Raw genomic sequence first — 13,294 nt, 5'->3', positions numbered from 1 at the left:
GACCTCAGAAGGTCTTGCGGACCCGCAACGAGACGAAGGTGCGCGGGTCGATGGAGCGCTCCTCGACGAAGGCCACGGTGCGCGGATTGCGTGTGGCGTAGACCGTGCGCTGCTGGGTGAAGTCGTCCCACAGGTTCAGCTGGGCGCGCAGCGACAGGGTCGGGCTGGGCTTGTATTCGACGAAGGCCTCCAGATAGTCCGCGCCGCGCCAGGCGAAGGTCTGGTCCGGATCGTAGGTCGCCTGGCCCAGACGCGGCAGCCAGTTGATCCCCCACTGGGTCTTCCACGAGGTGATGTCTTGCTGGAAGCCGACATTGGCCTGGCTGGGGCGCACGCCCGAGATTCGGCGGTCCTCGCCCGTGGTCGGGTCGTTGACGCTGGTCTTGTTCCAGTCGTTCCTGAAGGTGAAGCGGGCGCCGGAAATCCCGACCTTGTCCAGCGGCACGACCACGTTCAGCGACAGCTGATCCAGCGTTCCGTCGCCGATGTTGCCGGTCGCCGACAGGCCGCCGGGCAGGGGCAGGCGGTCGATCACGTCGATGATGCGGTCGTGGCGATAGCCGATCGAGACCACGCCCTCGCCCCAGAAGCGGCGTTCGTAGGACAGCTCGGAAATCCAGCGCTGTTCCGGCTCCAGATCCACGTTGCCGCCGAACACCGTGCCGTCGCTCAGCTCAGCTGAGGCGGCGAAGTCGCCGAAGTCCAGCTGACCCAGTTCGCGCTCGAAGCGGAAACGCAGCTGGTTGTCGGCCATCGGCGTCCAGGTCGCCAGCAGCCGCGGCTTGGCGAAGAAGAAGCTCTTTTCCTGGTCCGCATCGCCCGACTGGCTGATGGTGGAGGCCTCGAGGCGCACGCCACCTTCCAGCGTCAGCTTCGGATTGATCCGCCAGGTCGCCTTGCTGAAGGCCTCGCCGCGCGTCTCCTCGACCTTGACCGAGGCGCTGGGCAGGGGAACACCGACGCCGCCGATGGTGAAGGCCTGGTTCACGTCCAGCATATTGTAGGCGATCTCGGCGCCGGCCTCGATCGTCAGGGCAGGCGAGCGTTCGTGACGCACCAAGGCGCGCAGGATGGATTCCGACGAGTCGCCGTTGGATTTGAACTGCTGCTCCGGCGCCGCCGTCCCGTTTAGGGTCTCGTTGCTGCCCGAGACGCTGTCGAAGCTGGAGAATTCGTGGATCAGACGCGTCTCCAGGGTCCAGCGCGGGTTCAGGGTGCGGGTCCAGGTCAGGCCCAACTCGCCGGAATCGCCGTCTTCGGCATAGTCGCTGCGCCGCAGCGACGTGGGCGACGAAAGCTCGGTCCAGTTCTGATAGTCGTTCAGACCATAGCGGGCGGTGCCTTCCAGCTTTCCGCCGAACAGCGGGCCGGTGTAGTTGCCGCGGATGCCCTGACCGCCGCCCCAGCCGTCATTCTCGTACCGCTCGTCGCGGATGACATCGCCGGCGGCGTTGCGACGGACCGACCGACCGACGCCGTTGGAATCGCTGGACCCCATGCCGTCCGACAGAGTCACGCCCCAGCTGCGATCGCCCTTGTTCTGCGTGAACTGATAGGAGCCGCCATAGATGTCATGGCCGCCTTCGAACAGCATGGCGTTCCAGGTCAGGATCGACTGGCGGCTGTCGGACGTCTTCAGGATGACGTTCACGACGACGGAATAGCCCTGCATGTCGATGCCCGGCGCACCGCCCCGGATCAGTTCGATGCGCTCGACCTGATTGGCCAGGGTCCGACCCAAGACGTTCGAACCCGAATCGTTCTTTGAGGCGGGGCGGTTGTTGTTGATCAGCACATTGCCGACCGCCCCTTCGAAACCGCGCGCGCCCGATCCGTTGTCGATGGAAAAGCCGGGGACGCGGTTGACCATGTCGAGCGCCGTATTGGGGCGCTGGGCGGCGAAGAAGTCCGGCGTGAAGACCAGCACGCCGCGCTGGCTGGCGTCGGCCAGGGGCGCCTGGTTGGTCGGGCCGGTCGGCACGGGGGCCTCGGCGACTTGCGGCTTGTCGCCGGCGAAAGCGGCGCTGGCGGTGAAAAGCAGGGCGGTGCTGGCCAGCAGCAGGGTCTTTGTCATTGGTCTTCCCCTCGGGTGTTGGCGAGAGGTGTGCCGATCCGTCGCATTCATCTCCAGTTACAAGGCCGCAAGGTGGATTAAATCGACGACATCATTACAGCGATTTCATTACACCAGTGACAGTAATGAAGTTTACAGCGGTGTAATGATCAGGCGCTCATCTTCTCTATTGCTTTTACTTGCAGCGATGGCGCTGACGACCGCGCCGGCCGTCGCGCAGGATGCGCCATCGGACGCCGTCGAGGATATCGTCGTCACCGCCCGCCGGATCGAGGCGCCGATGTGGGAGGTGCGGCGCGGCGACAGCGTCCTGATCCTGATCGGATCGATCGACGGTTTGCCCAGAAAGATGGAGTGGCGCACCGACGCTCTCATCTCAGCGGTTGATCGTGCGGACCGCGTTCTGTTTCCCGTCGAGGGGCGGGCCTCGCTGGCCGATGTGGGCCGGCTGATCTGGCGTTTCCGGACGCTGACCCGTTTGCCGAACGGGCGCACCAGCGCCGACTATCTGTCCCCGGACCTTGAGGCCCGGGTCGAAAGCCTGACAGGCGAAGGCCCGACCCGCGACAGCATGCTGATCCTGTCGGGCGATCTGATGGAACTGGGCGGCTACAGCAGCGGAGGGCGTCCGGTGTCCGGCCTGGTCCGTCAGGCGACGCGCGCCAATCGCACGCCCGCTGAACCCGTCGGAATCTTCAGGGGTGACGAACTGATCGAAAAGGTTCTGACGACGCCGCCCGAACGCTACCTCGACTGCATCGACGCTGCGGCGACGGCGGCGGAGGCCGGGGTCGAGGCGGGCGCGCAACGTGCGGAGAACTGGCGTCTGCGCCGGATCCCGGCGGTGCTGGACTCGCCCTTGGAAAGGGCGGCGACGGCCTGTTCCTACTGGTCGGTGATGGCCCAGGCGGACGATCTGCGTCGTATATGGAATACGGCGGTGGACAAGGCGCTGGCCGAAACCGGGGTCACCGTCGCTATCGCGCCCTTGCGGCTATTGGCCGAGCCGAACGGCGTATTGGATCGGCTGGAGGCGGAGGGGCTGGAACCGATCGGTCCCGAATGGCGCCCCTCCGCCCCCGCTCAATCGGCGCGCTAGAGCTTACTTGCGTTCCGGAACGGCGTCGCGCGCGGCTTCGCCGATGTTGTCGGCGGCGTTGCCGACGCTCTCGGCGGCGCCGGCGATGGCGTTGTCCTTCACCGCGTCGCTGCGGTTCATGTTCATCAGGAAGTAGCCGATCACCAGCACGGCCAGCAAGCCGACGATCAGGGCGACGATGGCGCCCATGCCGCTGCCGCGACGCTCGACGACGGTGGTGGGCGCCGCGCTGGTCTCGGTGATGCGTTCGACCCGGCCATCGGGATGTTGGACTTCGCGTTCGGTAGGCATGGTGTTTCCTCTCCAGTGTGGCGGGGAAACACGCTTCGTGACGATACGGTTCCGCTCGCTTAGACGGCGGTGCCGCCGACCGTCAGGCCGCCGATCTTGAGGCTGGGCTGGCCGATGCCGACGGGCACGCCCTGTCCGGCCTTGCCGCAGACGCCGACGCCCGGATCGAAGGCGAAGTCGTCGCCGACCATCTGGATCTTGGTTAGGGCCGTGGCCCCGTCGCCGATCAGGGTCGCGCCGCGCACCGGGGCCGTGATCACCCCGTCCTCGATCAGATAGGCCTCATTACACTGGAACACGAACTTGCCGTTGGTGATGTCCACCTGACCGCCCGAGAAGTTGGCGGCGTAGAGGCCGCGCTTTGTATTCGCGATCATGTCGGCCTTCGAATCCTTGCCGCCCTCCATGAAGGTATTGGTCATGCGCGGCATCGGCATATGGGCGAAGGACTGGCGCCGGCCATTGCCGGTTGCGGCGACGCCCAGCTGACGCGCCGACAGACGGTCGTGCATCAACCCGACCATGATCCCGTCCTCGATCAGCACGGTGCGGGAGGTGGGCGTGCCCTCGTCGTCGACGGACAGGGAACCGCGCCGTCCGGCGATCGAGCCGTCATCGACCACGGTGACGCCGGGGGCGGCGACCCGCTGGCCCATCATGCCGTTGAACACCGACGAGCCCTTACGGTGGAAGTCGCCCTCAAAGCCGTGGCCGATGGCCTCGTGCAGCAGCACGCCGGGCCAGCCGGCGCCCAGGACCACGTCCATCTCGCCCGCCGGGCAATCGACGGCGTCCAGATTGACCAGGGCCTGGCGCAGGGCCTCGTCCACCTGGGCCTGCCAGCGTTCGGGCGCGACCCAGGCCTCGAACCCGGCCCGGCCGCCGGCGCCGGATGAGGCGCTCTCGCGCTTGCCGTTCTGTTCGACGGTGACAGAGACGTTCAGCCGGACAAGCGGGCGAACATCGCGCACCGCCCGTTCGTCGGCGCGCAGGATCTCGATGGCGCGACGCTCGCCGATCAGGGAGGCGGACACCTGGACCACGCGCGGATCGCGGGCGCGCGCCCAGGCGTCGATCTCGGCCAGCAAGGCGATCTTGTCGGAGAAGGCGGGCGAGGCGAGGGGATCGACCTCGCCATACAGTTTCTGATTGGTGGCGCGAGGCCCTTCGGCGACACGGGCCTCGTGCCCCTGTTTGGCCAGGGCCGCGCTGTCGGCGGCGCGGCGCAAGGCGGCGGCCGAGATTTCGTTGGCGTGGGCGTAACCGGCCGTTTCGCCCGCCACGACCCTGAGGCCGAAGCCCTCGGTGGCGTCATAGGCGGCGGACTTCAGCCGACCGTCGTCGAACACCAGGCTCTCGCTCTCGGACCGCTCCAGGAACAGTTCGCCGTCGTCGGCGCCGGCCAGGGCCGTCTTCAGGATCGACAGGGCTTCATCGGTGTCGACGCCGGCGGCGTCGAGGATGGGCGGCGGGGAGGCGTGAACGGTCATGGCCTGTAGGTAGGGGCTGAAGGCCGTTTCGTCACCTGCCCCGGCGCGCGAAACCGCCGATCAGTCCAGCGGCTGAGGCCGCGTCACCACCGGGCCGTCGGGATCGCTGCTCGACGGGCGTGCCGCGGTCGGGGCGGGCGTCGGCGCCGTCGGGACGATCACCAGCGGCTCCGTCGTGACGGTCGGCGCCGGCGTGGACGGCGCCGGGGTGGTCGTGGGCGCACGCGTCGTCGGTTGCGTCGTCGCGGCCGGCGTCTGGTTCTGGGCCGGGGTCTGCGTGCGAGGCGCGGCCGTCGTCGCGCGTGGCGTCGTTGTCGTTGCCGGCGTGGAAGCGGCAGGGGCGGGCGGCGTCGCTGTGGTCGTCGCGGCGGGCGCGGGCTGTTCGGTCGCGACGACAGGGGCGGCTTCGGCGGGGATCGTATCGGCCGGCGGGGCGGTCAGAGGCGCACCGGCGGCGACGGCGGGCGTTGACGTCGCCGGCGTCGAGGCGGGACGCATCGCGAACCACAGGCCCCCTCCGGCGACCAGCAGGGCGACCACCCCGACCCCGACATAGAGCGGCAGGCGGGAGGTCTTGGCGGGGGCTCGGGCGAAGCTGGGCGTGATCGGCGCAGCGGCCGGCGCGATGGCGGGTCTGGCCGCGACCGCTGGGGCGGCGGCGACGGGTTCGGCTGCGACCGGCTTCGGCGCAGGGGCGGGCGTCGTCTCGGGCGCGGGCAGGGGGCGCACGGTCAGATCAGGTTGAGCGGCCGGCGCCGGCTGCGGCCTGGACTGCGGCGGCGTCGGAGCCTGAGGTTGAGGCTGGGCCTGGGCCGGGCGCGCCGTCGGTATCAGCGAACCGCCCAGGATGCTTGCCCCCTGCGGACGGGGCGCGGGACGCGGCATCGGATTGGCGGGCGTCGTCTGAGCCTTGGCCGGCGCGACGCCGGAGGCCAGGCTCTGGGTGTGGATCGAGGCCTGCTGTTGTTGCGGCGTGGGCTTGCGCGGCGGCGGATTGGGAATGCGGTCCAGCGGATTGGGCGCGACCGGCACCGGCCCGACGTGGAAAGTCGTGGCGGGCATACGCCCCCAGGTCACCGGCTTGCGGGCGAAGGGCTGGGGCGGGGTCTTCTGGTCGTCGGACATGGTCTTCTCAATCGCTGGCGATCTGGCCCGTTTCGTGACGGATCAGTTCTTGAGCCGGTAGCCGGTCTTGAACATCCACATGACGATGCCCAGGCAGACGGCGAAGAAGCCCAGGGTGGCGGTGACGCTGACGCCGATGGCCACATCCCCCTGACCATAGAAGGCCCAGCGGAAGCCCGAGATCAGATAGACCACAGGGTTGAACAGGGTCACCGTGCGCCAGCCGTCCGGCAGCATGTCGATGGAATAGAAGGCGCCACCCAGGAAGGTCAGGGGCGTCACGACCAGCATCGGGATCATCTGGAGCTGCTCGAACCCATTGGCCCAGACTCCGATGATGAAGCCGAACAGGCTGAAGGTCACCGAGATCAGGATCAGGAAGGCCATCATCCAGACCGGATGCAGGATCTGCAGCGGCACGAAGAAGGCCGCCGTGGCCAGAATGATCAGGCCCAGCACCGCCGACTTGGTCGCCGCCGCGCCGACATAGGCCAGCACGATCTCCAGCGACGACACCGGCGCCGACAGGATCTCGTAGATCGTCCCGGTGAACTTGGGGAAGTAGATGCCGAACGAGGCGTTGAAGATCGACTGTGTGAACAGGCTGAGCATGATCAGGCCCGGCACGATGAAGGCGCCGTAGGGCACGCCGTCCACCTGTTGCATCCGGCTGCCGATCGCGCCGCCGAAGACGACGAAATACAGGGCCGTAGTGATCACTGGGGTGACCACGCTCTGCCACAGGGTGCGCAGCGCACGCGCCATCTCGAAGCGATAGATGGCCCAGACGCCATATCCGTTGAAGGTCATGCCGCGGCTCCGTTCTGGTGGACCAGGCTGACGAAGATGTCTTCCAGCGAGCTCTGGCGGGTGTTCAGGTCCTTGAAGCCGATGTTCAGCGCCTCAAGCCGGCGGATCAGCGAGGGCACGCCCGTATCGTCGGCGTTGGCGTCGAAACTGTACTCCAGCTCGCCGCCCTCGTTCTTCAGCGTCAGGTCCCATTCGGACAGGTCGGCGGGCAGGGCGCCCAACGGCTCGATCAGGTTCAGCGTCAGGGTCTTCTTGCCCAGCTTCTTCATCAGGGCCGACTTCTCCTCGACCAGGATCAGCTCGCCCTTCAGGATCACGCCCACCCGGTCGGCCATCTCCTCGGCCTCCTCGATGTAATGGGTCGTCAGGATGATGGTGACGCCGCGCTCGCGCAGCTTTCGGACCATCGCCCACATGTCGCGGCGCAGCTCGACATCGACCCCGGCGGTCGGCTCGTCAAGGAACAGGATGTCGGGTTCGTGGCTCAGGGCCTTTGCGATCATCACCCGCCGCTTCATCCCGCCCGACAGCGTCATGATCTTGGCGTCGCGTTTGTCCCAAAGCGACAGGTCCTTCAGCACGCCCTCGATGAAGGCGGGGTTCGGCGCCTTGCCGAACAGGCCGCGACTGAAGGTGACGGTGGCCAGCACGGTCTCGAAGGCGTCGGTGGTCAGTTCCTGCGGCACCAGACCGATCTTGGTGCGGGCGGCGCGGAAATCGGACTGGATGTCATGGCCGTCGGCGACCACGGTTCCGGTCGTCGGCGTGACGATGCCGCAGACGATGGAGATCAACGTGGTCTTGCCCGCGCCGTTCGGACCCAGCAGGGCGAAAATCTCGCCCTTGTCGATCGTCAGGTCGATGCGCTTCAGCGCCTGGTGCCCCGACTTGTAGGTCTTGGTCAGGCCGTCGATCTCGATTACGGGCATGGGCTTTCCTTTCCGGCGCGCGCGGCGGCGCGGGCCGGGTGTGGCGGCAATATGGCGTGCCTGACGCCTGACTCAAGTGGCGCTCCGCTCAAGAGACGCCAAGTCGTTGTTAACCCGATTGTCGCACGGTGCCGGCCTGAGTTGAGTTTTGGCAGGAGCTTTCGTGCCGTCCCTGTCCGCCGCCCACCACGCCGCGCTGACGGCGATCGTCGAGGCCTGTCCCGACGCATCGCTGGGGATGCTGGGGGCGGCCGTGGCGGCGCTGAAGGGCGACAAAGCGGTTGAACTGTCAAACATCGTCGCCGCAGAGGCGCGCGATCGCGCCCGTCGCGGCACGGCCTTCGCCCCTCTGCTGCCGCTGTTTCAGCCGCGCGCCGACGGCGTGCCGGCCCTGGTCTTTCCGCCTCTGGTCTTGAAACGGGTCTGGCGCGAGGCGGTGCAGGGCGAGGAGGATTTCCTGCCGCTGCTGGACGGGGCCGTGGCCGTGGACGGCGAATGGACGCTGGCCGCCGATCGGCTGTGCGCCAAGGCGGCCGCCGTGCTGCGCGACCGGCCGCGCGACGTCTGGCCGGAGTTTCAGCGCCCCGCCGACGACCAGCCTCCATCCACCCCGGTCGAATTGGCCGGCTGTTTCGACCTGACGCCTCTGGCCCGCAGCGCCCTGCCGCGCCTGCCCGTCTGGCTGGAACGCCCTGATGATAATCAGCTGGCGGGACTTCGGCTGTTGATCCAGGACTGTTTGGCGATGTCGCCGGACGGCGGGCGGCGCATGATCGACATCCTGTTCGCCCATGTGGCGGACGCCGAGCGGATGCTGCGGGTCGTGACGCGGACCAGCCGGCTCGCCGACCGTGAAATCACCCTCAGCCATTCCGAGATGGGCGTCTTCGTCGAGCGGCTGCTGACTTCCGTTCAGGCGCGGGTGCAGAAGATCGCCGCCGTGGTCCGATCGTCGCTGGGCGAGACCGCGATGCTGGGCGTGGTGGACGATGTCAACTGGTGCGCGGGCGTACTGGCCGAGATGGACCTCAGCCTGCAGGTGCGGCCCGATTCCAGCTGGGGCAAGGCGGCGCGGATGGCGCGGGTCCAGGTCTCGGGCCAGCTTTCGGGTCTGATGAAGTCCGCCTCCAGCGCCGTCCACGCCGCCCTGCCGATGAAGCGTCAGGTCATCACCGGACGCATGACGCGGATGTCGCCCTGGCTGGAGGCGCCGGCCGAGGGCGAACCGATCGAGGCGGCGGCGGCCCTGCTGGCGGCGGTGGCGGCCCTGCGCGGCGCGGCCGTCACCTTCGGCTGCGAAGCCGATCGCTCGGGATTGAAGGCCGACCTGACCGACTACCTCTCCACCTGGTCCGACGAGGCGCTGAACAGTCTGTCGGACGGCGAAGCCGAAAATCCCGACCATGTGCTGCGTCTGATCGGTGTCGCGGCGCGGTTCCTGACCGTGATCGAGGCGCTGGAGGCGGCGCGCGCGGTCAGGCGACGCGCAGCCTCAGCAGAAATGGCGCGGCTGGGCTGAAACGACGCCTCGCCCGACGTTCGCGGATGGGTTAGACGGCGAAGATGATCGTCTTCTGGACAATGACGGGACTGGCGGCGGCCCTGGCCGCCCTGCTGGTGCTGACCGGCGCGCGGCGCGGCGCCGATCCGGCGGCCGGGGCTGAAACCCAGGCCGGCTCGCGCGAGATCGAGGAACTGGATCGGCTAAAGGCGCGCGGCCTGCTGGACGAGGCGGCCTATGTGGGCGCGCGCGCCGAGGCGGGACGGCGGCTTCTGGCCGTTTCGGCGACCACGACCCCGGTGGCCGGCGCCAGCGATCGGTTCTGGGTGCTGGGGGGGATCGGCGTGACGGTCGCGGGCGCGCTGGGCCTCTATGTCTTCACCGGCTCGCCCGGCCTGCCGGATCAGGCCTATGAGCGGCGCGTCGACGACTGGGCCGCCAATCTGGATCGGCTGGAGCCAGCGCAACTGGCGGCGGTGACCGCGCGGGTCGTTCAGGAACGGCCAAAGGATCGGCAGGCGTTGGCCATGCTGGGCGCGGCCCGCTTCGCCGCCGGCGATCCGCTGGGCGCCGCCTCCGCCTTTCGCCGCCTGATCGCCCTGGACCCTCGCGACGCCCAGGCTTGGGCGCGGCTGGGCGAAAGTCTGGTCGTCGCCAACGACAACCAGATCGGCGGCGATGCCGAGGCCGCCTTCCGCGAGGCCTTGAAACTGGACCCCGACCAGCTCGGCGCGCGCTTCTTCCTGGGCGAGGCCGCGTTGCGGCGCGGCGACGCCGTCGAGGCCCGCACCCTGTGGACGTCTCTGATCGCCGCGCTCGACCCGGCCGATCCGCGCCGTCTGGATCTGGAACGCCGACTGCCGAAGGACGGCGCGCAATGACGCGTTGGTCCTGCGCGACGACGGCGGTATATGCCGCCGGTTCGTCCCTGGAATCCGGAATGTCCCTCGTATGAGCTGGCTGCCCAAATCGCCCAAGGCGCGTCGCCGCCTGTGGGTCGTCGCCGCCGTGGCGCCGATCCTGGCCTTGGCGGTCGGCCTGTCGCTGTGGGCGATGCAGGACAGCGTGACCTTCTTCTATTCACCGTCCGAGGCCACCGCCGACAAGGCGCCGGAGGGCCGCAACATCCGCCTGGGCGGTCTGGTCGAGGCCGGCAGCGTGCAAAAGACCGGCGACGGCGTGGTCGCCTTCGTCGTCACCGACAATGCCGCCACGACCCGCGTCGTCTATCACGGCGACCTGCCTGATCTGTTCCGCGAAGGGCAGGGGATCGTGGCGCAAGGGGCCTTCGGCGCCGACCGCACCTTCCACGCCAGCCAGGTCCTGGCCAAGCACGACGAGAATTATATGCCGCGCGAGGTCGCCGACCGTCTGAAGGAAAAGGGCGAGTGGCGGCCTGAGACGGCGCCGGCCGCGACCAAGTCCGTCCCCCTATGATCGCCGAGCTTGGGGCCTTCGCCCTGGCGCTGGCGCTGGCGCTGTCGATCCTGCAGACCGGGCTTTCGGCGGCCGGACGCGCGCGTCGCAGCCCGGTCTTGGCCGGGGCCGCCCAGGGCGCGGCTTTGGCGGCGGCGGCGGCGGTCGCGCTCAGTTTCGCAGCCCTGATCTACGCCTTCGTGGTGTCGGACTTTTCGGTTTCCAACGTCGCGGCCAACAGCCACACCGACAAGCCGATGCTCTACAAGGTCGCCGGCGCCTGGGGCAGCCACGAAGGCTCGCTTCTGCTTTGGTGTCTGGTGCTGACCGTCTTCGGCGGGGCGCTGGCGCGGGCGCGCGGTCTGCCGTTCGGGCTGAAGGCCTCGGCCGTGGCGGTGCAGGGCGCGCTGGGCTCGCTATTCCTGGCCTTCGCCGTCTTCACCTCCAGCCCGTTCACCCGCCTGGACCCCGCGCCGTTCCAGGGCGCGTCGCTGAACCCGCTGTTGCAGGACCCGGCCCTGGCCGTGCATCCGCCGCTACTCTACGCCGGCTATGTCGGATTTTCGGTCTGCTTCTCCCTGGCCGTCGCAGCCCTGATCGAGGGACGGGCGCAGACCGCCTTCTGGCCCGCCTGGGGGCGCTGGGTCCGACCTTGGGCTTTGGCCAGTTGGGCCTTCCTGACCGTGGGCATCACTCTGGGGTCGTTCTGGGCCTATTATGAGCTGGGCTGGGGCGGTTGGTGGTTCTGGGACCCGGTCGAGAACGCCTCCTTCATGCCCTGGCTTGCGGGCGCGGCCCTGTTGCATAGCGCGGTCGTGACCGAGCGACGCGGCGCGCTGGCTGGCTGGACCGTGTTCTTGGCTTTGCTGGCCTTCACCTTCTCGATGCTGGGCGCCTTCTTGGTGCGCTCGGGCGTGCTGACATCCGTCCATGCCTTCGCCGTCGATCCCCAGCGCGGGCTGATGCTGCTGGCCATCCTCGGGATCACGGCCGGCGCCGCCTTCGCCCTGTTCGCCTGGCGTGCGCCGCAGCTGAAGGGCGGGGGCCTGTTTGCGCCGGTCAGCCGCGAGGGGGCGCTGGTGCTGAACAACCTGTTCCTGACGGCGGCGGCCGCGACCGTCTTGCTGGGCACCCTCTATCCGCTGATTTTGGAAGCGGCGTCCGGCGCGACCATCTCGGTCGGCCCGCCCTATTTCGCCGCCACCTTCACGCCGCTGATGATGGTCGCCTTCCTGATCCTGCCGGCCGGCCCGCTGCTGGCCTGGAAGCGGGGCGACCTGCCCGGCGCGATGCAGCGCCTGGCCGTCGCGGCGGGTCTGGCGATCGTCGGCGCGCTGGCGGCCTACGCCCTGTGGGAGCCCAAGAAGGCCTTCGCCGCCGCCGGCATCGGCCTAGGTCTGTGGTTGATCCTGGGATCGCTGTCGGAAGTCGCCGAACGCGCCCGCTTGTTCCGCGCCTCGATGGCCGAGACGCTGCGCCGACTGAAAGGGCTGCCGCTGGGCGCCTGGGGCATGACCCTGGCGCACTTGGGGCTGGGCGTCTTCATCCTGGGGGCGGTGGTCGAGACCGGTTTCAAGGCTGAGGCCGCCCGTGCCGTCTCACTGGGCCAGAGCGTTGCCGCCGGCCCCTGGACGGTGACCCTGGACGACGTCCGCGTCGTCGAGGGACCGAACTATCTGGCCGAGCAGGGCCGACTGACCGTGCGCGCCACGAACGATCAGGGCCGCGCCAGCACCGTTACGGCCGAGCGCCGCTTCTTCCCCGCCGGCGGCCAGACCACCACCGAGGTCGGCCTCGATTTCCGTGGCCTGGACGACGTCTATGTCGTGATCGGCGAACGCGCGGGCAGTCCCGAACAGCCGGCCTGGGTCGTGCGTCTGTACTGGAACCCCTGGGCGCGACTGATCTTCCTGGGGCCGATGATCATGGCGCTGGGCGGGGTGCTGTCGCTGCTTGATCGTCGTCTCAGGCTCGGGATCGGCGCGCGCCGGCGCAAGACCGCATGAGGCGCTTGCTAGTCCTGCTGGCCGCGCCGGTGTTGGCGCTGATGCTGACGGCGGCCGAACCGCCCGCCGCACCCGACCGTCCTCTGGCCGATGCGACCCAGGAGGCCCGCGCCCAGGCCCTGTTCAAGGATGTGCGCTGCGTCGTCTGCCAGCACGAGGCCATAGCCGACAGCCCGGCCGGCGTCGCTGGCGACATGCGCCGCCTGATCCGCGAGGAGATCGCGGCCGGCGCGTCGGATCAGGCCGTGCGCGACGATCTGGTGCGGCGCTTTGGCGACTATGTGCTTTTCACTCCGCCGGTCCGAGCGGGGACCTGGCTTCTGTGGTTCGGCCCGTTCGCCTTGGTGCTGCTGGCCGTCGCCGTTCTGGCCCTGCGCGCACGCCGTCGTCCGGTTGAGGCCGTCGCCCTCACGCCAGAAGAAGAACGCCGGCTGGACGAAGTTCTACGAAATGAGAAGCTTCGCCGCGATCCTGACGCAACCTCGCCTCACGACGGGCGCTAGTCGAGATCAACGATCGGCGGTCGGGATTGGCGCAAAGCCGGTTCGGCCTA

At 68.7% G+C, this 13,294-nt stretch carries 12 protein-coding genes; 6 read left to right on the top strand and 6 right to left on the bottom strand.

Annotated features, from left to right (window positions below; all coding sequences use genetic code 11):
* Nucleotides 1-4: 4 nt before the first annotated feature.
* Nucleotides 5-2,074: a TonB-dependent receptor plug domain-containing protein gene (locus A4249_RS10875; protein ID WP_066552579.1), complete on the bottom strand. Its 2,070-nt coding sequence runs from the start codon at nt 2,072-2,074 to the stop codon at nt 5-7.
* A gap of 187 nt (nt 2,075-2,261) precedes the next feature.
* On the opposite strand from A4249_RS10875, the gene A4249_RS10870 reads away from it, so the two are divergent.
* Nucleotides 2,262-3,173, top strand: a complete 912-nt coding sequence (locus A4249_RS10870) for a TraB/GumN family protein (RefSeq protein WP_066552578.1) — start codon at nt 2,262-2,264, stop codon at nt 3,171-3,173.
* Nucleotides 3,174-3,176: 3 nt separating this feature from the next.
* Here A4249_RS10870 and A4249_RS10865 read toward each other — a convergent pair whose 3' ends face one another.
* From A4249_RS10865 to A4249_RS10845, 5 genes are read right to left on the bottom strand one after another with little or no spacing between them, the layout of a single operon-like run.
* On the bottom strand, nt 3,177-3,464 hold the full coding sequence (locus A4249_RS10865) for a hypothetical protein (protein ID WP_045809440.1): 288 nt from the start codon (nt 3,462-3,464) through the stop codon (nt 3,177-3,179).
* Nucleotides 3,465-3,523: 59 nt separating this feature from the next.
* Complete coding sequence (gene tldD, locus A4249_RS10860; RefSeq protein ID WP_066552576.1) at nt 3,524-4,954, bottom strand: metalloprotease TldD; 1,431 nt, start codon at nt 4,952-4,954, stop codon at nt 3,524-3,526.
* 60 nt (nt 4,955-5,014) lie between these two features.
* Complete coding sequence (locus tag A4249_RS10855) at nt 5,015-6,079, bottom strand: hypothetical protein (RefSeq protein ID WP_066552574.1); 1,065 nt, start codon at nt 6,077-6,079, stop codon at nt 5,015-5,017.
* Nucleotides 6,080-6,121: 42 nt separating this feature from the next.
* A complete protein-coding gene (locus A4249_RS10850) occupies nt 6,122-6,889 on the bottom strand; it encodes an ABC transporter permease (protein WP_066552572.1) in 768 nt (255 codons plus the stop codon).
* Nucleotides 6,886-7,818 (bottom strand): ABC transporter ATP-binding protein, encoded by a 933-nt coding sequence (locus A4249_RS10845; protein WP_066552570.1) that lies wholly within the window; start codon nt 7,816-7,818, stop codon nt 6,886-6,888. The genes A4249_RS10850 and A4249_RS10845 overlap by 4 nt, the downstream gene beginning before the upstream one ends.
* 163 nt (nt 7,819-7,981) lie before the next feature.
* On the opposite strand from A4249_RS10845, the gene A4249_RS10840 reads away from it, so the two are divergent.
* The 5 genes from A4249_RS10840 to A4249_RS10820 all read left to right on the top strand — a co-directional run bounded on the left by A4249_RS10840 (nt 7,982) and on the right by A4249_RS10820 (nt 13,244).
* A complete protein-coding gene (locus A4249_RS10840; RefSeq protein ID WP_066552568.1) occupies nt 7,982-9,337 on the top strand; it encodes a hypothetical protein in 1,356 nt (451 codons plus the stop codon).
* A 44-nt stretch (nt 9,338-9,381) separates the two neighbouring features.
* Complete coding sequence (gene ccmI, locus A4249_RS10835; protein WP_066552567.1) at nt 9,382-10,200, top strand: c-type cytochrome biogenesis protein CcmI; 819 nt, start codon at nt 9,382-9,384, stop codon at nt 10,198-10,200.
* A gap of 70 nt (nt 10,201-10,270) precedes the next feature.
* Nucleotides 10,271-10,756, top strand: a complete 486-nt coding sequence (ccmE, locus tag A4249_RS10830; protein WP_066552566.1) for a cytochrome c maturation protein CcmE — start codon at nt 10,271-10,273, stop codon at nt 10,754-10,756.
* Nucleotides 10,753-12,741, top strand: coding sequence for a heme lyase CcmF/NrfE family subunit (locus A4249_RS10825; protein ID WP_066552565.1), 1,989 nt, complete (start codon nt 10,753-10,755; stop codon nt 12,739-12,741). The genes ccmE and A4249_RS10825 overlap by 4 nt, the downstream gene beginning before the upstream one ends.
* The gene (locus A4249_RS10820) at nt 12,738-13,244 is read left to right on the top strand and encodes a cytochrome c-type biogenesis protein (RefSeq protein WP_066552564.1); all 507 of its coding nucleotides are present in this window, start codon (nt 12,738-12,740) and stop codon (nt 13,242-13,244) included. The genes A4249_RS10825 and A4249_RS10820 overlap by 4 nt, the downstream gene beginning before the upstream one ends.
* The last annotated feature ends 50 nt before the right edge of the window (nt 13,245-13,294 follow it).

The organism is Brevundimonas sp. GW460-12-10-14-LB2, assembly GCF_001636925.1.
In the GTDB taxonomy this organism is placed as follows: Bacteria; Pseudomonadota; Alphaproteobacteria; order Caulobacterales; family Caulobacteraceae; genus Brevundimonas; species Brevundimonas vesicularis.
The sequence above is the reverse complement of the archived record's forward strand: the minus strand, read 5'-3'. Positions and strand labels throughout refer to the sequence as shown.

Bases quoted from the DNA above. Each gene is read 5' to 3' on its own strand.
- ccmE (WP_066552566.1), top strand. From the start codon at position 10,271: ATGAGCTGGCTGCCCAAATCGCCCAAGGCGCGTCGCCGCCTGTGGGTC.
- A4249_RS10865 (WP_045809440.1), bottom strand. From the start codon at position 3,464: ATGCCTACCGAACGCGAAGTCCAACATCCCGATGGCCGGGTCGAACGC.
- A4249_RS10825 (WP_066552565.1), top strand. From the start codon at position 10,753: ATGATCGCCGAGCTTGGGGCCTTCGCCCTGGCGCTGGCGCTGGCGCTG.
- tldD (WP_066552576.1), bottom strand. From the start codon at position 4,954: ATGACCGTTCACGCCTCCCCGCCGCCCATCCTCGACGCCGCCGGCGTC.
- A4249_RS10820 (WP_066552564.1), top strand. From the start codon at position 12,738: ATGAGGCGCTTGCTAGTCCTGCTGGCCGCGCCGGTGTTGGCGCTGATG.
- A4249_RS10870 (WP_066552578.1), top strand. From the start codon at position 2,262: ATGGCGCTGACGACCGCGCCGGCCGTCGCGCAGGATGCGCCATCGGAC.
- A4249_RS10845 (WP_066552570.1), bottom strand. From the start codon at position 7,818: ATGCCCGTAATCGAGATCGACGGCCTGACCAAGACCTACAAGTCGGGG.
- A4249_RS10855 (WP_066552574.1), bottom strand. From the start codon at position 6,079: ATGTCCGACGACCAGAAGACCCCGCCCCAGCCCTTCGCCCGCAAGCCG.
- A4249_RS10850 (WP_066552572.1), bottom strand. From the start codon at position 6,889: ATGACCTTCAACGGATATGGCGTCTGGGCCATCTATCGCTTCGAGATG.
- ccmI (WP_066552567.1), top strand. From the start codon at position 9,382: ATGATCGTCTTCTGGACAATGACGGGACTGGCGGCGGCCCTGGCCGCC.
- A4249_RS10875 (WP_066552579.1), bottom strand. From the start codon at position 2,074: ATGACAAAGACCCTGCTGCTGGCCAGCACCGCCCTGCTTTTCACCGCC.